The following is a 26,023-nucleotide window of genomic DNA, read 5'->3' on the forward strand; positions in this document are numbered from 1 at the left end:
ATGTCGACAGAGCTCGTCCGATCTCGACAGAGCCGGTCCGAGTTCCTCGATGGATCCGTCCCCCAGCCGACTCCCTCCCGAGTACGCAGGAACATTTCATGCCCCAGAGTTCCGCCGCCCCGGTCGCCGCGCAGGCGCACCTGCCCGCAGGCGCCTTCCCGCTCTCGGCCGCCCAGCGCGGTATCTGGTTCGCCCAGCACTTCGCCGGCCGGACCCCGATCTCCATCGCGCAGTACGTCGAGCTCGCCGGACCGGTCGATCTCGACCTGCTCGCGGCGGCCTCGCGACAGGCGGGCCGCGAGTTCGGCACCGGCTATCTGCGGTTGATCGAGGTCGACGGGCTGCCCTATCAGGTGGTCGACACCGAGATCGAGCACGAGTTGACGATCGTGGACCTGCGCGGGGAGCCCGATCCGGCCGCGGCGGCGCTGGCCTGGATGCACGCGGAGTACAGCGCCCCGGTGGACCTGCTCGGCGAGCGGCTCGGCGCCTTCGCGATGCTGCGCCTGGCCGACGACCACTGGTACTGGTATCAGCGCATCCACCACATCGTGCTGGACGGATTCGGCGCGGTCACCATGGTGCGACGCATCGCCGAGCTGTACACCGCCGCAGCGGCCGGGGAACAACCGCCGCCGAGCCGGGCCGAGGATCTACGCGGGATCGTCGAAGCCGATGTGGCGTACCGGGATTCGGATCGTTTCCGCGCCGACGCGCGGTACTGGCGCGAGCATCTGGCCGGGATGCCGGAGACGGTCGGGCTCGCCGGGCGCACCGCGCCGGTGGACGCGCACCCGATCGTCGCCTCGGCCGAACTCCCCTCCGCGACAGCGGAATTGCTCGACCGGGTGGCCACAGCCGAGAACTCGGGCGTCGCGCCGGTCGTGGTCGCCGCGTTCGCGGCCTATCTGGCCGCCATGACCTCCTCGTCCGAGGTCACGCTCAGCCTGCCGGTCTCCGGCCGCACCACCGCCGTGCTGCGCCGCTCGGGCGGCATGGTCGCCAACGTGGTGCCGTTGCGGGTGGAGACCGGGGCCGCCGTGACGACGGGCGCCCTCATCCGGGCGGCCCAGGGCGAGCTGACCTCGGCACTGCGCAGGCAGCGCTACCGGCAGGAGGACATCGTCCGCGATCTGGGCCGACCGCTGGACGAGCCGGGCTCCTTCGGCCCGACCGTGAATCTCATGATGATCGACACCAGGATCGGCCTCGGCGAGGTCGTCGGCCGCACGCATGTGCTCACGTCGGGGATGATCGAGGACCTGTTCCTGAACCTGTATCCCGGCATCGGCGGCGAGACCACCCACATCGACTTCCAGGCCAACCCCAACCTCTACGACGCGCGCGAACTGGCCGGGCACCATCGCCGCTTCCTGGCCTTCCTGCACGCCTTCCTCGCCGCGGGCCCGGACGCGCCGTGGCACACGGTGCCGCTGCTCGACGACTCCGAGCGCGCGGACCTGCTGCCCGCGCGCGGCCCGGCCGACGTCCCGCTCCGGACACTGCCGCAGATCCTCACCGAGGGCGCCGCCCGCGATCCCGGCGCGGTGGCGGTGCGCGCCGGCGAGCGGACCATGACCTACCGCGAGGTCCTCGCCTACGCCTCGCGGGTGGCCCGCCTGCTCATCGAGCACGGCGCCGGACCGGAAACCGCGGTGGCCGTGGCCATCCCGCGCTCGCTGGAATCGGTGCTGGCGACCTGGGCGGTGGCGCTGACCGGCGCGGCGTTCACGCCGATCGATCCCGCGCTGCCCGCCGACCGCATCGAGCACATGATCGGCGACAGCGGTGTGCTCGCCGGACTGACCGTGGCCTCGGCGCGACCGGCCCTGCCCGGCCACATCACCTGGCTGATCCTCGACGACACCGCGACCGCCGAGATCATCGACGACCAGGACCCGGCCACGGTCACCGACGCCGACCGCCTCGCCCCCGTGCGCCCCGACCAGATCGCCTACCTGATCTACACCTCCGGCTCCACCGGGCTGCCCAAGGCCGTGATGGTCGCCCACCGTGGGCTGGCCAATCTCGTTGCGGGCTCGGGGACCGCGTTCGGCGTCGACGCGTCCTCGGTGGTCGCGCACGCGGTCTCGCCGAGTTTCGACATCTCCGTGGAAGAACTGCTCGTGGCGTTCGCGGCCGGGGCGAGCGTGGCGATCGTGCCGCCCGCGGCGTACGCGGGCGAGGAGCTGGCGGCCGTGCTGCGCGAGCACCGGGTGACCTGCCTGAACGTGACACCCGCGGTGGTCGGCTCGCTCGATCCGGCGACACTGCCCGACCTGGCGACCGTCGTCGTCGGCGGCGACGCCTGCCCGCCCGAACTGGTGACGCGCTGGGCCGGGCGGCGCCTGCTCAACGGCTACGGCCCCACCGAGACCACCGTCACCACCACGCTGAGCGCGCCGCTGCGGACGGACGGCCCGGTCACCATCGGCGGGCCGACGACCGGCGTCACAGCGCTGGTGCTCGATCCCTGGCTGCGGCCGGTGGCCCCCGGTGTCGTCGGCGAGCTGTATCTGAGCGGCCAGGGCGTCGCGCGGGGCTACCACCGGCGCAACGGCCTGACCGCAGGCCGGTTCGTCGCCGACCCCTACGCGCCGGGCAGGCGTATGTATCGCACGGGCGACCTGGTCCGCTGGCGGCGGTCGGGGGACCGATGGGAGCTGGACTACACCGGACGCCTCGACTTCCAGGTCAAGGTGCGCGGATACCGCATCGAACTCGGCGAGATCGACGCGGCGCTCGAACGCAGGCCCGAGGTGGCCTCGGCCGTCACCGTCGGAGTGAGCACGCCCGCCGGAGCCACGGCGACGGCCTCCTACGTGGTCGCCGCCCCCGGCTGCGAGGTGCAGCCGGAGGCGCTGAAAGCCGCTGTGGGAGAGTCGCTTCCGGCGTACATGGTGCCCGGCGTGATCATGGTCCTCGACGCGCTGCCGCTGACCCCGGTCGGCAAGGTCGACCGGCGCGCCCTGCCCGCACCGGATTTCGGCGCACGCCCCGGCGTGCACCGCGGTCCCGCCACCCCGCGCGAGGAGACACTCGCGGCGCTGTTCGCCGAGGTACTCGGGCTGGACGCGGTCGGCGTGGACGAGAACTTCTTCGCACTCGGCGGCGACAGCATCATCTCCATCCAGCTGGTCTCCCGCGCCAGGGCGGCGGGCCTGCGCGTCAGCGCTCGTGATGTCTTCGAGCGCAAGACCGTGGCGGCGCTGGCCGCCGTGGCCGTCGACGCCGCCGAGGACGCGGTCACCGAACTGCCCGGCGGCGGTGTCGGCCCCGTCGACATCACGCCCATCGTGGCGGCCATGCTCGAACAGGGGCCGACCTGGCACCGCTACGGCCAGGCCGCGCTCGTCGAGCTGCCGCCAGGGACCACCGCCGCGCAGCTGGTCCCGGCCGTGCAGGCGCTGCTCGACCGGCACGACATGCTCCGCAGCAGTCTGCGCCCGAGTGGCGACGGGTGGGAGTGGGTCGTCGCCGAGCCGGGGTCGGTGGACGCGGCCGCGCTGATCGACGTCGTCACCGCGTCGTCCACGCGTGGCAATGACGCGTTCGAGAGCGGCGCCGCCGGTGACGGTGTCACCCCCGGCGGTGTCGCGCGTGGCGCTGCTGCCGGAATCGGCGGCGGTGCTGCGCGCGATGGTGGTGCGGACGGCGGTGACGCCGCGCACGAAAATGGTGCCGCGCGCGGTCGTGGTGCCGTGCCGGGCGACGCGGCGTGGGACGGTGTGCTCGATGCCGCGTTGCAGGCCGCGGCCGACCGGCTCGATCCGGCGGCGGGGGTGATGGCGCGATTCGCGCTCGTCCAGCCCGCCGATCCCGGCGCGGCCCCGTCGCTGTGGCTGGTGCTGCATCACCTGGTGGTCGACGGCGTCTCGTGGCGCATCCTGTTGCCGGACCTGGTGACCGCGTGGGCGGGTGGCGAACCCGAGGCGACCGGGACGTCGTTCCGGCGCTGGGCGCGCGCGCTCGTCGAGCAAGCCGGGGCGCGGGCCGTCGAATCGCCGTTGTGGCAGCGGATTCTCGCGGGCGAGGACCCGCCGCTCGGGCGGCGGGCCGCCGATCCAGCGCGCGACGTGGTCGCCACGGCGGGGGAACTGCGCACCGTGGTCTCCGCCGAGGTCGCCGGCGCGGTGGTCGATGCCGTGCCGGAGTTGTTCCATTGCGGCGCCGACGACGTGCTGCTGGCCGCACTCGCCATGGCGGTGGGCCGGTGGCGGAACCGGCCGCGGACGCTGGTCACGCTGGAGGGCCATGGCCGGGAGGAAGCGGTGCTGCCCGGCGCGGATCTCGCGCGGACGGTGGGCTGGTTCACCACCGTCCACCCGCTCGCCCTCGACCTGAGCGGCATCGATCTGGACGAGGCGTTCGCCGGCGGCCCGGCGGCGGGGCAGGCCGTGCGGGCGATCAAGGAGCAGGTGCGCGCGATCCCGGACAAAGGCGTGGGCTACGGCATACTGCGCCACCTGAATCCCGACACCGCGGCGCAGCTCGCCCGCGGGCCGGTACCGCAGATCGGGTTCAACTACCTCGGGCGCGTCACGGCCGATACCGAAGGCGGCGAGAACTATTGGCTGCCGAGGCGGTTCGCCTCGACCACCGACGAACGAGCGCCGTTGCCCGCCGTCGTCGACATCAACGCCATCCTCGGCGGCGAGGGACTGGACGTCACCTGGACCTACGCGCGCGACATCCTCGACGAGGACGAGGTCGCCGAATTCGCCGCGCACTGGGCCGCGGCCTTGTCCGCGCTGGCCGCGCACGCCGCCACGCCCGGCGCGGGCGGGCACACGCCGTCGGACTTCCCGCTCACCACCGTCACCCAAGCCCAGATCGACCAGTGGGAACGCGCATACCCGAATCTGGCGCAGGTGTGGCCGCTCTCGCCGCTGCAGTACGGCCTGCTGTTCCACGCCCGCTACGACACCGACACCGCCGACGGCTACACCGTGCAGACCCGCCTCACCCTCGCGGGCCGCGTCGACGCGCACCGGTTGCGACAGGCGGCGCAGGTCCTGGTGGACCGCCACGAGAACCTGCGAGTGGCCTTCGTCGAAACCCCGGAGGGACCACGGCAGTTGGTGCTCGCCGATGCCCGGGTCTCCTGGCGCGACACCGACCTCACCGTGCTGCCGCGCGAGGACAGGGGCCGCGAACTGGAACGGCTGCTGGCCGTGGACGCGAACACCCGCTTCGACCTGACCCGCCCACCGCTGCTGCGTTTCCAGCTCGTCCGCGAATCCGAGGACGTCTGCACGCTGCTGATGACCAATCATCACCTCGTGCTCGACGGCTGGTCGACGCCGCTGCTGGTGCGTGAACTGCTCACCGTCTACATCGCCGCGGGCGTCGGCGCGCAGCCCTCCGAGGTGCTCGCCCCCGCACCGTCCTACCGCGCGTTCCTGGCCTGGCTCGCCGAGCAGCAGCAGGCCGGCGCTGCCGACGGGAAGGATTCGACGGCGGCCTGGCGGGCCGCGCTGGCCGGGATCGACGCCCCCACCCGGGCGATCCCGACGCTGGCCGGAATCCGCTCCACCGAATCCGGCACGGTGTCGGTGGATCTGCCCGCGACGGCCGTCGCGCGACTCGAGGCCACCACCCGCGCGGCGGGCGCGACGGTCAATGTCGCCGTGCAGGCGGCCTGGGCGCTGTTGCTGACCATGCTGACCGGCCGCACCGACGTGGTGTTCGGCGGCACGGTCTCGGGCAGGCCGCCGCAACTGCCCGGCGTCGAGGAGATGGTCGGGCTGTTCATCAACACCCTGCCCGTCCGGGTGCGGCTCGACCCGGCCGAGCAGGTCGCCGACCTGCTGGCGAGGGTGCAGGCCGAGCAGGCCGCGCTGCTCGACCACCAGCACGTCGGCCTGGCCGCCATCCACGAGGCGGTCGGGCTGCCCGAGCTGTTCGACACCCTCACCGTGTTCGAGTCCTACCCGATCGACCGCGCGGCGCTGTCACAATCCCTCGACATCGCGGGCATGCGCGTGCTGGACGTGGCGGGCACCGACGCGACGCCGTATCCGTTGAACCTCATGGTGATTCCGCTGCACGGCGAACCCGGCGATCCGGGGGACCGGCTGCGGTTGTCGATCAAGTACATGGCCGATCACCTGCCCGAAGCCGAGGCCGCGCGACTGCTCGACCGTTTCGTCGCCCTGCTCGACCAGATCGCCGCGCACCCGGGGCGGCGGGTGGCGGCCCTGCAGCACTGCGATCCCGTCGAACGCGCCGCCCTGCTGCCGGTGCACGGCCCGGCCTCCGTGCCCGCGCGCACGCTGCCCGAGATCCTGTCCGCCGCGGCCGCTCTGAACCCGGACGCGATCGCGATCCGCTCCGGCGCCGACACCATGACCTACCGTGAACTCGACGCGTGGTCCAACCGTTTCGCCCGGGTGCTGCTGCGGCGCGGGATCGGGGCCGAGGTGTTCGTGGTGCTCGCGCTGACCCGCTCGGTGGAGTCGGTGGTGGCGGTGTGGGCGCTGGCCAAGACCGGCGCCGCGTTCGCGCCCCTTGACCCCAACCATCCGGTCGAGCGCATCGAGCACATTCTCACCGACTCCAAGGCCCCCATCGGGGTGACCGTGCGCGCCACCGGCGAGACCCTGCCCGGCACCATCGACTGGCTGCTGCTCGACGACCTCAACACCATCCGCCGCGTCATGACCGTGCCCGACGACCCGATCACCGATGTCGAACGCGGCGGCGCCATCCGGCTCGACCAGGTCGCCTACCTCATCTACACCTCCGGTTCCACCGGCAAACCGAAAGCGGTGCTGCTCGGCCATCGCGGTATCGCGGATCTGGTGACCGCGCAGCGCGAATCGCTCGCCCTCGACCCCTCGGCCCGCGCTCTGCAGGTCGCCTCCCCGAGCTTCGACGCCTCGGTGTTCGAGCTGCTGTCCGCCCACGCGGCCGGCGGCACCCTGGTGGTCTCGCCCGCGGAAGTCTACGGCGGCACCGAACTGGAACGGCTGCTGCGCGAGCAGCGGGTCAGCCATGCCGTCATCACCCCGTCGGTGCTGGCCACCATGAACCCCGATCGGCTGCCCGACCTGCGGGTGCTCGCGGTCGCGGGCGAGGCCTCCGGGCCGGAACTGACCGCGCAGTGGTCGCCCGGCAGACGCCTGCTGAACCTGTACGGCCCCACCGAGTTCAGCATCTGGGCGACCGGCCCCGGCGAGTTGCGCACGGGCGAGCGGGTCACCATCGGCGGACCCATCCGCGGCGCCGCCGCACTGGTTCTCGATGCCTGGCTGCGTCCGGTGCCGGTGGGCGTGGAAGGCGAGCTCTACCTCGCGGGCCCCGCCATCGCCCGCGGCTACTTCAACCGCTTCTCCCTCACCGCGGCGCGTTTCGTCGCGAACCCGTGGGGCGGGGCGGGCGAGCGGATGTACCGCACCGGCGACATGGTCCGCTGGGGCGAAGCCCAGCACCCCACAGGGGCCGTTCTCGAGCTGGAGTACCTCGGCCGCAGCGATTTCCAGGTCAAGATCCGCGGCCTGCGCATCGAACTCGGCGAGATCGACGCCGTGCTCTCGGCCGACGACGAGGTCGAGTACGCCGCCACCCTCGGCTGCCCCGGACCTTCCGGCGAAACGGTGCTCGTGTCCTACGTCCTCGCGAAGGGCGCAGTGCCCCCCGCGCGGCTCGACACCGAGCGGCTGCGCACACGCGTGGCCGCGGCGCTTCCCGGATACATGGTGCCCTCGGTCGTGGTCGAACTGGACGATGTCCCCCTGACGCCGGTCGGCAAGCTGGACCGCAAAGCCCTTCCGCTGCCCGACTTCTCGATCTCGGCCCGCCCATACCTCGCTCCGCGCACGCCGGTGGAGCGGGCGGTGGCCGAGGTGTTCGCCGAGGTGCTCGGGCTGGAGCGGGTCAGCATCGATCACTCCTTCTTCGACCTGGGCGGCAATTCGCTCAGCGCCACCAAGGTGGTCGCCCGCATCGACGCCGCCCTCGGCGCCAGGATCGCCCTGCGCGATCTGTTCGACGCGCCCACGCCCGCGCAGCTCGCCGCCCGGGTGGTGCCCGCCGAGCCAGGGCAGCGCGCCCGATTCGCGCTCGCCGCGCGTCCGCGTCCCGACCGGGTGCCGCTCTCGCCCGCCCAGCAACGCATGTGGGTGCTCAACCGTCTCGAACCGGAGTCTCCGGCCTACAACATCGCCGTCGCCCTGCGGTTGACCGGCGCGCTGGACACCGAGGCCATGCACCGGGCGCTCACCGCCGTGGTGCGCAGGCACGAGACGCTGCGCACGGTGTATCCGGCCGACGCCGAAGGGCCGCGTCAGGTGGTGATCGACACCGCGCACGCCGTGCCGGAGCTACCTGTCGAGACCGTCGCCGACGGCGCCGACCTGCGTGCCCGCATCGCGGCGTGCGCCGGCGCCGGGTTCGATCTGACCGTTGATCCGCCGCTGCGCGCCCTGCTGCTGCGCGTGTCCGCCGTCGAGGAGCACGTGATCGTGCTGGTGGTCCATCACATCAGCGCCGACGGCGCGTCGATGGCGCCGTTGGCGGCCGATCTGGTCACGGCCTACGCCGCGGAGTCGGCGGGCCGACCGGTCGAGCTCGCCCCGCTGCCGCTGCACTACGCCGACTACGCGCTGTGGCACCGGGAGCTGCTCGGCGCGGACGACGATCCCGCCTCCCTGGCCGCCGACCAGACGACGTTCTGGCGTGACACCCTGGCGGGCGCACCGGAATCCCTCGAACTAGCGGCCGATCACCCGCGCCCGGCCGTCCAGTCCATGCGGGGCGCGGACCTGTCGTTCACCGTCCCCGCCGAGCTGCATCGGCGGATGAGTGAGCTGGCCACCGCCTCCGGCGCGAGCCTGTTCATGGTGGCGCACGCCGCCTTCGCCGTACTGCTGTCCAGGCTCGGGAGCACCGAGGACGTGCTGGTCGGCACCGCCGTGGCGGGCCGGGGAGAGGCCGCGCTGGACGGCATGGTCGGCATGTTCGTCAACACCCTGGCCCTGCGCACCGCCGTCGATCCCGAACGGTCCTTCCGCGCGCTGCTCGCGGATGTCAGAGAGGGCGACCTGGCGGCCTTCGCCCGAGCCGACGTCCCGTTCGAGCGTTTGGTCGGGCACCTCGACCCGCCGCGCTCGACCACCCACCACCCGATCTTCCAGGTGACCCTCTCGCTGCAGAACTTCGTCGAACCCGTCCTGGAACTGCCCGGCCTGCGCGTCGCCGTCGAGGACCTCGACCGCGACGCCACCCAGTTCGATCTGGCGCTGGACCTGCGGGAACGTCGAGAGGGCGGCGAACACGCCGGCATCGAGGCGGTCCTGACCTATGCCACCGACCTGTTCGAGCCCGCGACCGCCGAGGCCATGACGCGGCGCTGGCTGACTGTGCTCGACGCCGCGCTCACCGACCCCGAGACCCGCGTCGGCGACCTCGACCTGCTGTTGCCCGCCGAACGCGCACTCGTTCCGGCACGGGGACCTGAGCCACGCGGACCGGAGTACCGCCACGAACTCCGTACGCTGCCCGACCTGTTCGCCGCCACCGCCGCCGCGCACGCCGACCGGACCGCGCTGGTCGCCGACGGCGTCGCCTGGACCTACCGGGAACTGAACGAGCGCGCCGGCCGATGCGCCGAACAGCTCGTGCGGGCGGGCGCGGGCCCGGAGACGGTGGTCGCGCTGGGGCTGACCCGTGGCGCGGAGCTGCTCCTGGGCATCTGGGCCGTCGCGCGCGCCGGAGCAGCCTTCCTGCCGGTCGACCCGACGTACCCGAGCGAGCGCGTCGAGCACATGCTCACCGACTCGGGAGCCGTCCTCGGCCTCACCCGCACCGCGCACCGCGACCACCTGCCCGGATCGGCGCGCTGGCTGTTGTTGGACGAGTACCGCGATGTCGATCCGAGCCCGCCCGGATCCCGCGTGCCTTCACCCGCCCGGCCGGGTCCGTCCGGGCACCGTTCAGCGGAGGACACTGCTCCCGTGCCCGGCGTGCCCGGCGTGCCCGGCGTGCCCGGCGTGCCCGGCGTGCCCGGCGTGCCCGGCGTGCCCGATCCGGCGATCGCCCCGGAGACGGATGCGGCCGATCCCGCCGCGCTCGAGGGCGCGACGCGGCATCGGGCCGCGCTCCACCCCGACCAGCCGGCGTGGATGATCTACACCTCCGGCTCGACCGGCACCCCGAAGGGGGTCACCGTCACCCACCGCGGAATCGCGGATCTGGTCCTCGCGCAACGGCAGACGCTGCAGCTCGACGAGCACGCGCGGGTCCTGCAGGTCGCCTCACCGAGTTTCGACGCCTCGCTGTTCGAGGCGATCATGGCCTTCGGCTCCGGCGGGACGAGCGTGGTCGCCCCGCCGGACGTCTTCGGCGGGGCGCCGCTGGCCGAGCTGATCACCGAACAACGGGTCACGCACATGGTGATCACCCCGTCGGCGCTGGCGACGCTGGAGCCGGACTCGGTGCCGTCGGTGCGGGTGCTCGCGGTGGCGGGCGAGGCGGCGGGCGCGGAGCTGGTGCGGCGCTGGGCGGCGGGTCGCACCATGATCAACCTGTACGGGCCGACCGAGACGACCATCTGGGCGACCTCGGCGCCGCTGCGGCCGGGTGAGCTGGTGACCATCGGCGGCCCGATCCGGGGCATGAGCGCGTTGGTGCTGGACGCGCGGTTGCGCCCGGTCCCGGTCGGCGTGGCGGGCGAGCTGTATCTCGCCGGTCCCGCCCTGGCGCGTGGCTATCACGGCAGACCGGAGCTGAACGCCGCGCGGTTCGTCGCAGATCCCTACGGTGTGCCGGGGGAGCGGATGTATCGCACCGGCGATCTGGTGCGGTGGACCGGCGCCGGTGGCCTGGAATACCTCGGGCGCACCGATTTCCAGGTGAAGGTGCGCGGTCAGCGGGTCGAACTCGGCGAAATCGACGCGGTCCTGACCGATGCCGACGGGGTCGAGTTCGCACTCACCCGCGGTGTGCCCGGTCCGGGCGGTGGCACGGCGCTGGCGGCCTATCTGGTGGCCGAACCCGGCCGCGAGATCGACGTGGCCCAGGTGCGCTCGCACGCCGCCGCCGCACTACCCGGTCACATGGTGCCCGCCGCGTTCGTCGTGCTGGCGGCCATCCCGCTCGACGCGGTCGGGAAGCTCGACCGGAAAGCATTGCCGGAGCCGGTGTTCGGTGCGGACCAGGGCGAGTACGTCGCGCCGTCCACCCCGACCGAGCAGACACTCGCGGGTATCGTCGCCGAACTGCTCGGCCGCGAACGGGTCGGCGCGACGGATTCCTTCTTCGCGCTCGGCGGGGACAGCATCCTGGCCATCCAGTTGGTCTCGCGGGCCAAAGCGGCAGGCATCACACTCACGCCCGTGCAGATCTTCGAGCATCGCACGATCGGCGCGCTGGCCGTCGTCGCCGACGAGGCCGGTGTCGCGGCGACCCTCGACGAACTGCCGGGCGGCGGTGTGGGCGAGATGCCGTTGACGCCGATCGTGCATTACATGATCGGCCGGGGCGGCGATTTCGACCGCTTCGCCCAGACAGCGGTGCTGGAACTGCCACCGGGCATCGACGCCGACGGGCTCACCGCGACGCTGGCGGCGGTGCTCGACCGCCACGACATGCTGCGCGCGCGGCTCACCCGCGACGGGGCGCAGTGGCGCCTGGAGACTCGCGATCCGGCGGAGGTGGACGTGTCCGCACTGGTGTGGCGGGTGGAGTTCCCCGCCGACGCCGACCCGGTCGACCTTCGCGAGTTCGCGGTCACCGAACTCGAGACGGCACTGGACGGCCTCGATCCCGCCGACGGCGCTGTGCTGCGGTTCATCTGGCTCGACCCTGTCGGTGTGGCGGGCGCGCGGCCGCGCTCGGGCCGGTTGATCGTCGTCGCGCATCACCTGGTGATCGACGGCGTCTCCTGGCGCATCCTGGTGCCGGACCTCATGGCGGCGTGGGCGCAGGTCTCCACCGGCAACAGGCCAGTGCTGGCCGACACCGGCACCTCCGTGCGACGCTGGGCGCACGCGCTCACCGAGCACGCCAACAGCCCCCGGCGCGCGGCCGAACTAGGCTACTGGCTCGACGTGCTCGACGGCCCCGACCCGGGTTTCGGGACCAGGGATCTCGATTCCGGCGTCGACACGGCGGGCGTGCTCGAGCAGGTCGAGGTCGAGGTGCCCGCACCGGTCACCGCCGATCTGCTGACGACACTGCCCGCGCTGTTCGACGGCGGCGTCGAGGACGCGCTGCTCACCGCACTGGCCTGCGCCGTGCGGACCTGGCGGGCCCGGCGGGGCACCGACACCGGTGACGTGCTGGTCCGGATGGAAGGCCACGGCCGCCAGGAGGAGGTGATCCCCGGCGCGGATCTCTCGCGGACGATCGGCTGGTTCACCACCATCCATCCGGTGCGCTTGAGCACGGGCGACCTCGACGACCCGGCGGCGCTGGGCTCGGCCGTACGGGCGGTCAAACACCGGCTGCGCGCTGTCCCGGACAAGGGCATCGGCTTCGGGCTGCTCCGCTACCTGAACCCCGAGACCGCGCGACAGCTTCCGCGGGCAATGCCCGGCCGGATCGCCTTCAACTACCTCGGCCGCTACTCCACCGCCGACATCCCCGCCGGGTTGGAGGGCCTGGGCTGGTTGCCCACCGACGACCTGGGCGAGTTGCCCGCCGTCGAGCACCCGAGCGTGCCCGCGCAGGTGGAGGTGGACGTGAACGCGGTGGTGGTCGGCGACCGCCTGCAAGCGAGCTTCGGCTTCCCCGCCACTCTCCTCGACCGCGCCGACGTCGCCGAACTGGCGGATCTGTGGATCGAATTCCTCACGGCCTCGGCGCGGTTCGCGCATACGCCGGAGGGGAGACGCGCGGGCGAGGAGGAACGTCGCGCCGCCGCCGAGCGCGCGGCGGCGAGTACGCCGAGCGCGCCGCCCGGCCTCGGGCTCGACGTGCTGCTGCCGATCCGGACCGAAGGCGAGGGGCCCGCGGTGTTCTGCGTGCACCCCTCTTCCGGCATGGCCTGGACCTACCTCGGCCTGGCCGACGCCCTGGCCCCCGGCCGCCCGATCTACGGCCTGCAGGCCCCCGACCTCAGCGGACGCGAGCCCTCGGCGCGCAGCATCGAGGAATTCGCGCGCCGCTATGTCGCCGAGCTCAGGGCGGTGCAACCGGAGGGCCCGTATCACCTGCTCGGCTGGTCCTTCGGCGGGCTCATCGCGCACGCGATGGCGGCCCAGCTGGAACGCGACGGGGCGCGGGTCGGCGTGCTGGCCCTCCTCGACGCCGACAGCGGCGACATCGACGGCGACAGCATCGCACCGCTGACGCCGGGCGAGTTCGCGCACACCTTCGGCTCGGTCTTCGGCATCGACGACATCCCGGAGACCGCCACCGCGCGAGAAGCCGCCGAGCACATCGGCGCACGCATGGGCGGCGCGCAGGTGCTCGACGCCGACACCCTCACCAGGATGGCCGCGTCCTACAACGCCTCGGCCCGCACCCGCACCGGCTACCGGCGCCCGGTCTTCCACGGTGACGCGGTCTACTTCCGCGCCGCCGTGCCGACTCCCGGCACCGACGGCATCTTCGGTCCCGACGGCTGGCGGCCCTACATCACCGGCCCGATCACCAGCTACGACATCGACGCCACCCACGACGAGTTGACCGCACCGCACATCCTGCCGGGAATCGCCCGGCAGCTCGACCGGCACCTTGGAGGCACGCAGTGAACGACCGTGGAGGCAGGGGAGTGAACGACGCAGCGGTGGTGATCGAAGGCGTCGAGAAGTCCTTCGGCGACGTGCGCGCCCTGCGCGGGGTGAACTTCGCCGCCGCGCAGGGGGAGGTGCTCGGCATCCTGGGACCCAACGGCGCGGGCAAGACCACCATGGTCAACATCTTGTCCACGCTGGTCACCCCGGACCGCGGACGCGCCTCGGTCGCCGGGTACGACGTCGTCGCCGACGCCGCGAACGTCCGCCGCCGCATCATGCTCACCGGCCAGTTCGCCGCACTGGACGACATGCTCAGCGGTTACGAGAACCTGGTCATGTTCGGCAGGCTGCTCGGCCTGCGCAAACAGACGGCGCGGGCGCGGGCACGGGAACTACTGGTGGAATTCGACCTCACCGGCGCCGCCGACCGTCGTGTCGGCACCTACTCCGGCGGTATGCGCAGGCGCATCGACATCGCCTGCGGGCTGGTGGTGCGCCCCGAGGTCGTCTTCCTCGACGAGCCCACCACCGGCCTGGACCCGCGCAGCAGGCAGGGCGTCTGGGATCTGGTCGGCGGCTTCCGCGAACACGGCATCACGACCCTGCTGACCACGCAGTACCTGGAGGAGGCCGACGCGCTGTGCGATCGGATCGTCGTCATCGACCACGGCGTCGTCATCGCCGAGGGCACCGCCGACGAACTCAAATCCCGCACCGGCGGCAGCTATTGCGAGGTGGTGCCGTTGCGGCTCGAGGATCTGCCCGTCATCGTCACCGCGCTCGGCCCGCTGCTGCCGCCGGAAACCCTGGCCGCGCTGGCGCCCGACGCCGACCGGCTCGCCATCCCGGCCCCCGACGGCGCCAAGACTCTCGCCGAGGCGCTGCGCAGGCTCGACGCGGCCGATGTCGAACTGCTCGACATCGCCCTGCGCCGGCCCTCGCTCGACGAGGTCTTCCTGCACCTGACCGGCCATCCCGCCGAGGTCGCCGTCGACAGCGAGGTGCCCGCGTGAGCGCCGCCCGGCCGGTAGCCCTGACCGCCCCGGCCGGACCGCACAGCGGTGCGTGGGTGACCGAACTGCGCGCCGCGCCGGTGCGGCTGTGGCAGTGGTGGGTGTTGACCATCCGGCTCATCACGCCCGCGGTCAAGACCGGCGAGATACTCACCTCGATCGTCGCTCCCGCGGCCTTCACGGCAAGCTTCTACATTCCGCTGAAGACCGTGATGAGCTTCTCCGGCCTCGGTTTCAGCAGCTACGCGCAGTTCATGATGCCGCTGGTGATCCTGCAAGCGGCCGCCTTCACCGCCATCGGCGCGGCGTTCCGCTCGGCCACCGACGCGGTGTCGGGACTGGACCGCCGGTTCGCGGCCATGCCGGTGGCACGGCTGATCCCGTTCTCGGCGCGCATGTCGGGCAATGTGATCCGGTTGGTCATCGCCCAAGCCGCCGCGCTGACCTGCGGGCACGTCATCGGGTTCCGTTTTCGGCTGGACTGGCCGCACACCCTGGGATTCGTCGCACTCGGCCTGCTCATCGGCATCGCCTTCACCATCGGTGCCGATGTCATCGGCACCGCGTCCAAGAGTCCGGAGACCACCACCCAGGCGTTGCTGCTGCCGCCGTTGATCCTCGGGATGCTCTCCACCGGCATCGCCCCGGCGGCCCAGTTCCCGGAGTGGGTGCAGCCGTTCGTACGCAATCAACCGGTCTCGCAGTTCGCGACCGCGCTGCGCGCCCTGGCCGGCGACACCCAGGGCAATGCCGGGGTGGTGAGCTGGGCGACCATGACGCCGTCGCTGCTGTGGATCGGGGCCATTCTGGCGATCGCGCTGCCGTTCGCCGTTCGTTTCGCGATGCGGAGGTCGTGATGGTGTCGACGATCAGCGGCGAACTGCGCGCCGAGAATTCGGTAGTGACCCTGCTGTCGAACATCTCGGTGCAGACTCAACGCCTGTTGCTGCGCTGGCTGCGCAATCCGGTGGCGTTGCTGGAGACTCTGATCATCCCGTGCCTGCTGCTGCTCATGCTCGACATCGTGGTCGGCGGGCAGATCCAGCGGTTCACCGGCGAGGACGCGCTCTACGGCTCGGTGCCGATGGTGGCGGCGGTGGGAGCGCTGTCCGGCGCGGTCGCCGCCGGAGTGATGCTCGGACGCGAACGCGACAGCGGACTGCTCGCGCGGTTCTGGGTGCTGCCGGTGCACCGGGCCTCGGGGCTGATCGCACGGGTACTCGCCGAGGGCTGCCGGATCCTGGCGGGCACGCTGGTGGTCGTCGCCGTGGGGTATCTGCTCGGCTTCCGGTTCCAGCAGGGGCCGATGGCGGCGGCGGCGTTCATCGCCGTGCCGGTGCTGTTCGGGCTGGCCTTCGCCACGCTGGTCACCGCGGTCGCCGTGTTCACCGCCAAAACGGTGCTGGTCGAGGGGATCACGATCCTCAGCACGCTGTTGATGTTCTTCAGCACCGGGTTCGTGCCGCTGATGGCCTATCCGGAATGGATCCAGCCGGTCGTGCGCAACCAGCCCATGTCGGCGGCGGTGGACACCATGAAGGCGCTATCCCTGGGCGGGCCGCTCGCCCGGCCCCTCACGCTCATCCTGGCCTGGTCGCTGGGCGCCATCCTGGTCTGCGCGGTCCCCGCCGCCCTCGGCTACCGGCGGGCCAGCCGTCGCTGAGGTCTGCTGCGCGGGACCGGCCGCTGATGTCTCGGCGGAACGGGTCGTCGCGGCGGACGGACCGCTCCCGGAATCCGGCGAGGTCGACGGCGGGACACCGCCGGTGGGGTCCGGCGCGCCCGCGCCATCGGAGGTGGAGGCGTCGGGTGTCTCCGGCTCGACGGCCGGTCCCGCCGTGTCGGGGGAGGGCGCCGTGTCGGGCGGAGTGCCGTCCGGTGCGGGGAGCGCCTCCGCGGGGTCCTCCTCGGCGAACACCTCGAACGGGACCGTGTTGCCCGCGGCATCGCGTCGGCCGATTCCGGCTTCGATCGCGGCGGCCAGCCGGGCGAGGCTGTCCCACGGGTGGGCGGGCTCGCCGTCGAGGTTGCCGATGGTGAGCCAGGTGTCGGTGCCGCGGTAGCGGACGAGGCCTCTACCGGAATCGTCGAGCCTGACGTCGAGTTCGCCGGAGACCGTTCCCTCTTCGTCGGTCATCACGGCGGCCTTGCCGCTGATCTGCCGGATGTCGCTTATCGGAACCCTCCTTGCCGGGTGCACTCGTCGATCGCTGTGCGCAGCGCGGCCTGTTCGGCCGTGTCGACGGTCAGGCCGTACTTTACTTTCACTCGAAGGTAACGGTCGACATAGGCGCACCGGAACTTCCCGGGCGGCAGATAGTTCGCGGCGTCCTGATCACCCTTGGAACGGTTGGCCGTCGGGTCGGAGGCCTCGAGGTTCAGCGCGTCGTTGGCGATGCGCCTGCGGGTGTCCTTGTCCAGACGATCCGCGCCCGAACGCCACGCCTCGGCGAGCGCCACGATGTGCTCGGCGTCCACGCCGGAGGAGTCGGTGATCCACTTGTAGGGCTTGAGCGCACCCGTTTTTCGGTCGAGCGTGCCGTACTCGTCGCGCCAGCCGCCGTTCGCGCCGATCTTCAGATCGCAGGTGGCGGCGTCCAGTGTCACCTCGCCCTCGGCGTCGCGCAGCATCATCACCTCGCGGGTGGTGCAGCGCGAGTATCGGCTGAACTGGTCGCCGAAGCCGTGCTCGGCCTTGGCGGTGTCCCAGTGCGGGAACTCTTCTCGGCTGTATCCCGCCATCGGGCGTTCCCCGGCGACCTTCACCTGCGCGAACAATGCCTCGACCTCGGTGGCGGAGGAGACGACGCCCGCGGAGTTGCCCACCTCGCCGCCGTTGTTCTCGACGACCGTGCACGCGCAGGCGAGGACGGCCGCCAGCAGTGTGGGCGCGATCACACCGAGGGTGCGTCGGAACCGTTGGGACGAGGACACATTCACAACGACTCCCTCACGACCAGGACGGGCTGTCCCGCATTCACTCTCCGAGATCGCCGGCCGGAGCCGGTGACTCGTGCAGAGCATAGTGGCGTTTGCCGAATCGGGCGCAACCTCAGATCTCGGCGGGTCGGGAGTCGCTGTCGGTGGTTTGCGCGGTGGGTGGCACCCCGGTGTCCAGGAAGCGGACCAGCCCGTCGATGCGGTCGGCGTGCTCGACGCAGCGCTCGAGATGGCTGCCGAGCAAGGTGAGTGCGATGACGTCGGCGGGCGGATGCGGGTTGCCGGGGTCGGTGAGGGCGGCGTGCAGCCGTTCGAGCAATTGCGCGGGGGTGGTGTCGGATTCGATGCCGACGCCGCTGTCCGGAAGGCGGTGTTCGGCCCGGCGATGCTCGCGCCGAGGTGGATCGGCGGGCAGGGAGTCCTCCCGAACCCGGTCCGACGGCGGATGATCGTAGGCGATCGCCGTGCCGACGCGAGCCATCCGCAGCGCGGCGGCCCGGCCGAGTTCGGTGAGCACCTCCAGGATCGGTTGCGGCGCGGCGTGTTCGGGGTGGCGGCGATAGACCTGGTCGGCGACCCGGCTGCTCAGCGCACCGACCTTGGCCAGCTGTCCCGCGATCTGCATCGCGGTGACGACACGGCGCAGATCGCGAGCGACCGGCGCCTGCAAGGCCAGCAGCGCCACGGTGCGCGACTCGCACGTCCGGTGCGCCGCGCGTAGCTGCTCCTCGAGCGCGAACACCTCGTACGCGGCAGTGAGATCGGCGTCGGCCAAGGCATCGACGCCTCGCTCGACGGTGTCATGGGCTAGCCGGCACATGAGCGTCAGGCTGTTGGTCAAGTCGTGGAGCTCATGGGTGAACTGGGTGCGCACACACGGATTCTCGCCCATCGGCGGGGCAAGTGGAATCGATCCACCCGATGTCGTGACGCGCGGGTGGCCGAAAGGAGAGGGGCGGGTGTCAGCCGACCACGACGCCGGCCAGTTCACCGACGCAGTAGGTGATGCCCATCGCCAGCGCGCCACCGGTCACCACACGCACCGCCGCCCTGGTCCGGGGACTGCCGCCCAGGCTCGCGCTGATCGTCCCGGTCAGCGCCAGCGCCGCGAGCACCGTGGCGACGGTGACCGGAATCCGCCAGCTCACCGGCGGCAGCAGGATCGCCAGCATGGGCAGCAGCGCGCCGAGGACGAAAGCCAGCGCCGAGGATCCCGCCGCCGCCCACGGGTTGGTCAGTTCCTCCGGGTCGATGCCGAGTTCGGCCTCGGCGTGCGCGGCGAAGGCGTCGTGCGCGGTCATCTCCTCGGCGACTCTGCGCGCGGTCTCCGCCGACAGTCCCTTGGCGCGATAGTTCGCGGCCAGTTCGCGCAATTCGTACTCCGGCTCCTCCCGGAGTTCCCTGCGCTCCTTGTCCAGCAGTGCCCGCTCGGAATCGCGCTGGGTGCTGACCGATACGTACTCGCCGACCGCCATCGAGATCGCCCCGGCGGCAACGCCCGCGCTGCCCGCGGTGAACAGCGCCTGCGTGCTGGTGCTCGCGGCGGCGACACCGACGACCAGACCCGCGGTGGAGACGATGCCGTCGTTGGCGCCGAGCACCCCGGCGCGCAACCAGTTCAGCCGTCCTCGATAACGCTCGGAGTGCGGCTCCACATGCTGCCCCGCTCCTGCCGGGAAATCCTCGGCGTCGGGGTTCGTCGAGGCAGAGTCGTCGGATCCGGACATGATCGGACTCTACCGCCGGACGGATCCGCCCCGGCGGATCGGGCGCCGACAGATCAGGCGCCGACAGATCAGACGCCGGCGGATCAGGCGCCGACCGCTGCCAGCAGCATCGGCAGGGCCTGGCTCATCCGCACCTGCCAGGCCGCCCAATTGTGTCCATCGGTGGGGCCATAGCGCTCCTCGACGTCGGCGCCGAGCGCGCGCAGCCGGGCGACGAAGCGCAGATTCTGCTCGTAGACCGGCACCTCGACCGGGTCGCCCCTGCCGTAGGAGACGAACAGCGGGATGCCGGTGAGGTCGGCGGCGCGACTGTACGGGTTGTTCTCCCGCCAGATGGCGCGCTGCTCGGGAACGGCGTGGTCGCCCCACACCCGCTTCCAGTCCGCGGCGCATCCGAGGCCGGGCAGGTCGGGGCCGCCGGGGGCGCCGGATTCGCGTAGCGGATCCACATTGCCGCTGAAGGCGGCGGCGGCCAGGAACAGGTCCCGGTGTTCGGCGGCGAATTTCATGGCGCCGAGCCCGCCCATCGAGTTGCCCGCGATCGCGCGGGTGGTGCCGGCCCGGTACCTGGTCTCGAGCAGGGGACGCACGTCGTCGAGCAGATACCGCTCCCAGGCGGGAGCGCCGTACGCGCCGTAGTTCCACCAGTCCGAGTACGCGCTGCACCAACTCGTTTCGGGCAGTACGAAGATCGCTTCGCGGCCCGCGGTGAGCGCTTCCAGGCCACCTTTGTCGGTCCACGAGGTGTGATCGTCCATGCCGCCGTGCAATACCCAGATCGTCGGCCAGGTGCGGTCGGCGTCCGGCGACCAGCCGGGCGGCAACAACAGGCGCACCACCTTCACCGACAGCTCCGGGCCTTCCAGGTGCGGCGAGGACACCCCGATGTCGAGGATTCGATCACTGACGCGGTGCTCCCAGCGCACCACCGGCTCGGCGTGCGCGCGGGGCGCCCAGCTCACGGTGGCGGCGAGGCTCGCCAGCACGGTCAGCACCGCGAGGACGATTCTGCTCGGACCGGGCATCGGGGCAGTCCTTTCCGATTCGACGCGGGCACCGTGCCGAGTGGGCGCACTGTGCGGAGGGGTGCCCTGTGCCGGGTCGGGCACTCCGCGCTGAGTGGGGCACTGTGGCCGAAACTAGAGCACCGGGAGCGCTCGCCGGAGCGTGCCGAACGGAATGTGGCCCACTTCACTGTTTCGAATTGCGTTATGCCGGTGCTGTTTTCGTTCGGAACACCGGGGTGCGGCCGGGCCGGACCCGCCGTCTCCGATTCGGGGATCCCCTCGAGGGCTGGCATGCTGACCGGCATGAGCACACTGCGTTACCAGGGAACACGACTGGCGGCGGGATTGGCGGCGGCCGCCCTGCTGCTGTCCGGCTGCGGCGGCAGCGAGGAGACCACGAAGACCGGATCGCCGACGACGCCTCGTGACCAGCTGTTGCTGAGCATCGAGGAGTTCCCGGAGGGCGCCTCGAAGATCGACATGCCCGCCGACCGGTTGCAGGCCGCGGTCACCGATCTGTCCGGCCTCCAGCAGAACTCGACCATCACCCCGGCCGAGTGCGGTCGGACCCAGCAAGACCTGGGCGCGTCCACCTCCGAGCTGCTGGCCGACTCCGATGTGATCGCGGCCAACGACGGCGCCCAGGGCCTGATGTACGTCGAGTTCCTGGCGTCGCGGGCCGGGGACCTGGCGAAGGTCGAGCAGTCGAACTCCACCTGTCCCGAGGTCACCGTCGTCTCGACGATCGAGGGCAAGCAGATCACCACCGTCGGCAAGGTCGAGACCCTGAGCGTGCCGGACGGCTTGAACGCCGACGAGGCGCTGGCGTTCAAGTCCGTCAACACCTCCACCGTGGGCGAGGGCAAGCCGCTGACCACCACCGCCTACCAGGGCATGGCGGTCGTGCGCGGCGTGACCGTGATCGTGCGGGTGGGCGCGCTGAAGGAAGGCGTCGATCAGTCGACCTTCGATCAGGTCTTCCTCGACGCCGTGAGCAAGGTGCGCAAGGCGGACTGAGCCCGCTGTCACGACGGCGGTGCGCCGGGTCCGGCCCGGCGCACCGCCGTCGGCGTCCGCCCCCACCAGCGCCGGGCGCAGCGGGTGAGAGTGGCCTGGTCGGCCAGTCCGAGCAGCGAGGTCACCTGTGCCAGCGGCATATCGGTGGTGGTGAGGTAACGGCGGGCCTGTCTGCGGCGCACCTCGTCGAGGATCACGGCGAACGCGGTGCCCTCGGCGGCGAGCCTGCGTTGCAGGGTGCGCGGATGGGTACTCAGCAGCCGCGCCACCGAACCGATCTCGGCCGGGGCGGTGCCGAGCAGTTGCCGCAGCGCGGCCCTGACCTGTTGCGCGGTCGGGGTCGGGGCACCGTCCTCGCCACCGGCCGCCGTCTGTTCGGCGAGGAACGCCAGGGCCAGCCGGTGCAGGGTCTCGTCGCCGCCGGACAGCGGCCTGCTCGCCAGCGCGGCCGGGACGCGCAGCGCGGCGCCCGGCCTGCCGGTGTGCACCGGGGCGGCGAAGAAACGCTCGTAGGCAGAGACGGGCGCGGGCGGCCGATAGGGCAGTTCCACCGACCGCAGCCCGTAGCGCGGGGTCGCCAGGCGTTGCAGCGCTCGATGCAGGAAGCCCAGGCTCAGGTCGGTGCCCTGCACGGGAACCGGCAGGCCGGGCCGCACGCCGCAGCGCAGGGCGACGATCTCCGGATCGCCGTAGGGGTCGGGCTCGATGTCCAGGCTCAGCGAGCGCGCGTGCACGAACAGGTAGCGCGAGGTGCATGCCAGTGTGTCGGCAAGGGTCGGGGAATTGCGGATCGCCAGCGCCAGGGGGCCCAGCATGTCCAGATCCTGTCGGTAGGCGATGCGCAGGCCCAGGTCGGGACAGTGCAGCCGGTGCGCGGCCAGCTCCAGGACCGCGGCCACCGCCTGATCCGGGACCAGTAGGTCGTCCGCGTCGAGCGCGGCCGCCGGGATGCCCGCCGCGTGGGCGAGTGCCTCCGCGTCGCCGCCGAGTTCGGCCACGGTGGAGCGGAAACCTCGTAACCCCGCCGAACGAATCACCGACATGTCGTCGAGAATCAAATAGTTGTCGTGTGAAGTCAAGAATGGTGGCGGTGACGTCGGGGAGAATGGACGCTATGAACGGGAGCGATTCGCCTGTGGAACACCTCGACGTCGTGATCGTCGGAGCCGGCTTGTCCGGTATCGGCGCGGCCTACCGGCTGCAGACCGAATGCCCGGGCAAGAGTTACGCGGTGCTCGAGGCGCGCGAGGCGCTCGGCGGCACCTGGGATCTCTTCCGATATCCGGGCATCCGCTCGGACTCGGACATGTTCACCCTCGGCTACCCGTTCAAGCCGTGGCGCGACGAGAAGTCCATCGCCGACGGCGCGTCCATCCTGCGCTACCTGCGCGAGACCGCGGCCGAATACGGCATCGACCGCCACATCCGCTACTCGACGAAGGTGATCGCGGCGGACTGGTCCGGTGCGCGGGCCAGGTGGACGCTCACACTCGCGTCCCGCGACGCGCACGGTGCGACGGTCGAGCGCACGCTGACCTGCGGTTTCCTCTACGTCTGCGCTGGTTACTACGACTACGACCGCGGTCACGACCCGCAGTTCCCCGGCGCGGAGGATTTCGCCGGGCAGATCGTGCACCCACAGTTCTGGCCCGAGGACCTCGACTACGCGGGCAAGAAGGTCGTGGTGATCGGCAGCGGCGCGACCGCGGTCACCCTGGTGCCCTCGATGGCCGAGCAGGCCGCATCGGTGACCATGTTGCAGCGCAGCCCCACCTGGATCAGCGCGGTGCCCGGCCGCGACAAGCGCGCCGACACCCTGCGCAAGCTGCTGCCCGCCGATCTCGCGCACCGGCTGATCCGTACGAAGAACATCTTGTTCGGACTCGCCTTCTACAACTACTGCCGGCGATTCCCGGCCTCGGCGCGCAAGGTGCTCAGCGACCTGAACACCCGCATCCTCAAAGACGAGCGGATGGTCGCCGAGCACTTCACGCCCAGCTACGACCCGTGGGATCAGCGGCTGTGCGCCGCGCCCGACGCCGACTTCTTCAAGGCGATCAAGAAGGGCAAGGCCCGGGTGGTCACCGACCACATCGAGCGGTTCGTACCCGGCGGCATCGCGCTGACCTCCGGCGAGGTGCTCGAAGCCGACCTCATCGTCACCGCCACCGGCTTGCGCCTGCTCGCCTTCGGCGGCATCGCACCGCGGGTCGACGGCGTGCCGGTGCCGCTGGCCGAGCAGTTCGTCTGGCAGGGCGCGATGCTCACCGGTGTGCCGAATTTCGCGGTCTGCATCGGCTACACCAACGCTTCCTGGACACTGCGCGCCGATTTGACCTCGCGCCTGGTGTGCAAGGTGCTGCGGCATATGGACCGGCACGGTCACGCCGCGGTCGTGCCGCGCCCGGACGGTGAACTGGCGCAACACCCGCTGCTGGACCTCGCCTCCGGCTACATCCAGCGCTCGATCGACGAATTCCCCCGCCAAGGCGATCGGCACCCGTGGAAGGTCAGGCAGAACTACCTGCTGGATTCGGCCACCACCCTGCGCACCGATCTGAGCAAGACGCTGTCCCCGGTCTCGGCGAGCCGAGGCACCTCGGCACCCGCTTCGGTGCGCTGAGCGAACTCGGCGCTCGGGGAAGCTTCGGGCTGGGAGGTCCAGGCCGGCGGCGGGGATTCGCCGCGTTGCTGTGTTTCGGCGTGCTGCGAGGCTTCGGCGGGTTGTGGGGTGTCGGCGGGTTGTGGGGTTTCGGTGTCGGCCGGCCGGGAAGCGTGCAACGCGCGGATGGCGGCCGCGCGCGCATGGTCGGCGGTGCCGGTCAGTCCCGAGCGCACGGCCAGCTCCATCGCGTGAGCGGCGCGTTCCCTCGCCGCGGACGAACGTCCGGCGAGGACGGCGGTCACCGCCAGACGGACCTGCGCGCGCAGACGCAACCGCGGCGCGCCCATCGCCTCCGCGAGCGCCCTGGCCCGTCGCAGCCCGCGCTCACCGAGGACGGTGTCACCGCGCAGTGCGTGGGCGGTGGCCAGCGAGAGTTCGGCGTAATAGTCGACGGCGTCGTGGCCGGTGAGCCGGGGGCGCGCGGGCAGGGCGAGCGCGTGCAGGGCGGCGGTGTCGGCGTGTACGGCGAGATCCGCGGCCACCGCCGATTCCAGGGCGGCCAGCCGGGCTGCGTCGAGGATGCGGGAGAGGCGCCGCAGCGGGTTCGGCAGGGTGCTCGGGTGCGCGCCGCGCACCAAGGCGTCGGCGGTGTACAGCAGGGTCAGCGCCGGATCCTCGAGCAGGGGTGAACGGGCGTCCTCCAGCGGACCGAACAGCGCTGGGCCGTTCGCGTCGAGAACCAGGCGGACCGCGTGTTCGCTCAGGAACTCGACCAGGTGCGTGCGGTCGGGCGCGGCCAGCAGGTGGGGGAGGACGGTCGCGGACGGGTGGGTGCGGCACCAGTCGCGAAGTGCCTTGTCGGGTGGCGGGCAGCCGGTTGTGTGCTCGGTCTGCGCGGCCACCGGAGGTGCTTCGGCCTGTGCCGGTCGGCGGGCACTCGGTGCTATCGGCGAGCCGGGTGGCGGTGACGCCGGGCAGGGTGAGGACTGCGGTCGGCGGTCGAGCTGGACCGGGGGCGCCGCCGCGGCAGGTGTCCGCGGTGACGGGTCGATCCATACGGCGTCGGCTACGGGGCGGGCGGTGTGCTCGAGGTAGCCGCGCAGGAGCGGGGGGTAGGAGTAGTGGAGGATGCCGTCGCGCAGGTGGCGGCGCAGCGGGAAGCCGGCGTGCTCGAGGCGGTCGATGGCGGCCGAGGCGCGACCTCCGGTCAGGACGTCGGCCAGGTCGGGGGTGAACTCGGCGAGCCTGCGGGTGGTGGTGAGGAGTTCGCGCTCGGCGTCGTCCAGTGCGGGCAGGACTTCCCCGGTGAGGAATTCCGCGAGCGGGCGCGGGGCGTGTTCGAGCATGGTGAGAGCGGCGGAGCGGTATTCGCGATGAGCGTCGAGGTAGGTCGCGGCGAGACGGACCAGGGTGGGCCAGCCTCGCGTGAGGTCGTGGACCAAGGCGAGTTCCGCGCCGGTGAGCGGGCAGCCCCCGGCGGCGGCGTCGGTCGGGTCCAGCGCGAGGTCTGCCGCGACGAATCGGGTCAGGCGGGCGGCCGAGGTCAAGGTGTGCCAGGCCAGCGCAGGTGGCCGCCTGGCCGCCAGGACGGTGATCAGTCGCGGCGGTGCGGTGCGCAGAAACTGCTCGACGGCCCTGATCGCGTCCTCGGTGACGAGCCGGTGGGCATCGTCGATGACGAGAACCGTGTCGCCATAGCCGGATTCGTCGCGGAGGCGGTGGATGTTTCGGTGCCGCAGGAACTCAGGTGCGCGATCGCCGGGGATGCGCAAGGTGCGGGCGCCGGGCCGGGTGCGGGACAGGTGCTCGGTCCAGGCGGCGATCAGCGCGGTCTTACCGCTGCCCGCGGGCGCGGTGATCAGCAGTACCGGCGCGGGACCTGCGGCGGCCCGGTCGAGGCGGGTGAGCAGACGCGCGGGGACCATCGTGCCTCCTCGGCGGGATGGCGGGCATGAATCGCTGGAGTGGGCGCGGGCCGGGAAGCGGCCGAGGCACCGGAGTCGTCGGCGGCTACGCGGTGATCGCCGCGCCG

13 protein-coding genes are annotated in these 26,023 nt (G+C 71.9%); 6 read left to right on the forward strand and 7 right to left on the reverse strand.

Features of this window, described 5'->3' with window-relative positions:
* Window positions 1-98 precede the first annotated feature (98 nt).
* The 4 genes from IU449_RS24165 to IU449_RS24180 are packed head-to-tail and all read left to right on the forward strand — an operon-like array spanning window position 99 to window position 16,358.
* On the forward strand, window positions 99-13,697 hold the full coding sequence (locus tag IU449_RS24165) for a non-ribosomal peptide synthetase (RefSeq protein WP_195004451.1): 13,599 nt from the start codon (window positions 99-101) through the stop codon (window positions 13,695-13,697).
* Between the two features lie 20 nt (window positions 13,698-13,717).
* Window positions 13,718-14,695: an ATP-binding cassette domain-containing protein gene (locus IU449_RS24170; RefSeq protein WP_195004452.1), complete on the forward strand. Its 978-nt coding sequence runs from the start codon at window positions 13,718-13,720 to the stop codon at window positions 14,693-14,695.
* A complete protein-coding gene (locus tag IU449_RS24175; RefSeq protein ID WP_324188412.1) occupies window positions 14,692-15,552 on the forward strand; it encodes an antibiotic transporter in 861 nt (286 codons plus the stop codon). The genes IU449_RS24170 and IU449_RS24175 overlap by 4 nt, the downstream gene beginning before the upstream one ends.
* A complete protein-coding gene (locus IU449_RS24180) occupies window positions 15,552-16,358 on the forward strand; it encodes an ABC transporter permease (protein ID WP_195004453.1) in 807 nt (268 codons plus the stop codon). The genes IU449_RS24175 and IU449_RS24180 overlap by 1 nt, the downstream gene beginning before the upstream one ends.
* On the opposite strand, the gene IU449_RS29240 is transcribed toward IU449_RS24180, so the two are convergent.
* From IU449_RS29240 to IU449_RS24205, 5 genes are all read right to left on the reverse strand, one after another.
* Complete coding sequence (locus IU449_RS29240) at window positions 16,239-16,832, reverse strand: hypothetical protein (protein ID WP_228805648.1); 594 nt, start codon at window positions 16,830-16,832, stop codon at window positions 16,239-16,241. The two genes, IU449_RS24180 and IU449_RS29240, sit on opposite strands and share 120 nt — an antisense overlap.
* A gap of 35 nt (window positions 16,833-16,867) precedes the next feature.
* Window positions 16,868-17,629, reverse strand: a complete 762-nt coding sequence (locus IU449_RS24190) for an HNH endonuclease family protein (protein WP_324188413.1) — start codon at window positions 17,627-17,629, stop codon at window positions 16,868-16,870.
* A gap of 118 nt (window positions 17,630-17,747) precedes the next feature.
* Window positions 17,748-18,509, reverse strand: a complete 762-nt coding sequence (locus IU449_RS24195) for a PhoU domain-containing protein (protein WP_324188414.1) — start codon at window positions 18,507-18,509, stop codon at window positions 17,748-17,750.
* A gap of 88 nt (window positions 18,510-18,597) precedes the next feature.
* Window positions 18,598-19,362, reverse strand: coding sequence for a VIT1/CCC1 transporter family protein (locus IU449_RS24200; protein ID WP_195004456.1), 765 nt, complete (start codon window positions 19,360-19,362; stop codon window positions 18,598-18,600).
* A gap of 83 nt (window positions 19,363-19,445) precedes the next feature.
* Window positions 19,446-20,387 carry an alpha/beta hydrolase gene (locus IU449_RS24205; RefSeq protein ID WP_195004457.1) on the reverse strand — a complete coding sequence of 314 codons (942 nt, stop codon included), beginning with the start codon at window positions 20,385-20,387 and terminating at the stop codon, window positions 19,446-19,448.
* A gap of 285 nt (window positions 20,388-20,672) precedes the next feature.
* Between IU449_RS24205 and IU449_RS24210 the strand changes: the two genes are divergently transcribed.
* On the forward strand, window positions 20,673-21,386 hold the full coding sequence (locus IU449_RS24210; RefSeq protein ID WP_195004458.1) for a hypothetical protein: 714 nt from the start codon (window positions 20,673-20,675) through the stop codon (window positions 21,384-21,386).
* 8 nt (window positions 21,387-21,394) lie between these two features.
* Here IU449_RS24210 and IU449_RS24215 read toward each other — a convergent pair whose 3' ends face one another.
* The gene (locus tag IU449_RS24215; protein ID WP_195004459.1) at window positions 21,395-22,429 is read right to left on the reverse strand and encodes an AraC family transcriptional regulator; all 1,035 of its coding nucleotides are present in this window, start codon (window positions 22,427-22,429) and stop codon (window positions 21,395-21,397) included.
* A 71-nt stretch (window positions 22,430-22,500) separates the two neighbouring features.
* Between IU449_RS24215 and IU449_RS24220 the strand changes: the two genes are divergently transcribed.
* A complete protein-coding gene (locus tag IU449_RS24220; protein WP_195004460.1) occupies window positions 22,501-24,009 on the forward strand; it encodes a flavin-containing monooxygenase in 1,509 nt (502 codons plus the stop codon).
* Here the strand turns inward: IU449_RS24220 and IU449_RS24225 are convergent.
* Window positions 23,907-25,916, reverse strand: a complete 2,010-nt coding sequence (locus tag IU449_RS24225) for a hypothetical protein (RefSeq protein WP_195004461.1) — start codon at window positions 25,914-25,916, stop codon at window positions 23,907-23,909. The two genes, IU449_RS24220 and IU449_RS24225, sit on opposite strands and share 103 nt — an antisense overlap.
* Window positions 25,917-26,023 lie beyond the last annotated feature (107 nt).

This window comes from Nocardia higoensis, from assembly GCF_015477835.1.
Lineage (GTDB): Bacteria > Actinomycetota > Actinomycetes > Mycobacteriales > Mycobacteriaceae > Nocardia > Nocardia higoensis_A.

Coding starts and splice junctions, on each gene's coding strand:
- IU449_RS24165 (WP_195004451.1), top strand. CDS start 99: ATGCCCCAGAGTTCCGCCGCCCCGGTCGCCGCGCAGGCGCACCTGCCC.
- IU449_RS24180 (WP_195004453.1), top strand. CDS start 15,552: ATGGTGTCGACGATCAGCGGCGAACTGCGCGCCGAGAATTCGGTAGTG.
- IU449_RS29240 (WP_228805648.1), bottom strand. CDS start 16,832: ATGACCGACGAAGAGGGAACGGTCTCCGGCGAACTCGACGTCAGGCTC.
- IU449_RS24200 (WP_195004456.1), bottom strand. CDS start 19,362: ATGTCCGGATCCGACGACTCTGCCTCGACGAACCCCGACGCCGAGGAT.
- IU449_RS24205 (WP_195004457.1), bottom strand. CDS start 20,387: ATGCCCGGTCCGAGCAGAATCGTCCTCGCGGTGCTGACCGTGCTGGCG.
- IU449_RS24210 (WP_195004458.1), top strand. CDS start 20,673: ATGAGCACACTGCGTTACCAGGGAACACGACTGGCGGCGGGATTGGCG.
- IU449_RS24215 (WP_195004459.1), bottom strand. CDS start 22,429: ATGTCGGTGATTCGTTCGGCGGGGTTACGAGGTTTCCGCTCCACCGTG.
- IU449_RS24220 (WP_195004460.1), top strand. CDS start 22,501: ATGAACGGGAGCGATTCGCCTGTGGAACACCTCGACGTCGTGATCGTC.
- IU449_RS24225 (WP_195004461.1), bottom strand. CDS start 25,916: ATGGTCCCCGCGCGTCTGCTCACCCGCCTCGACCGGGCCGCCGCAGGT.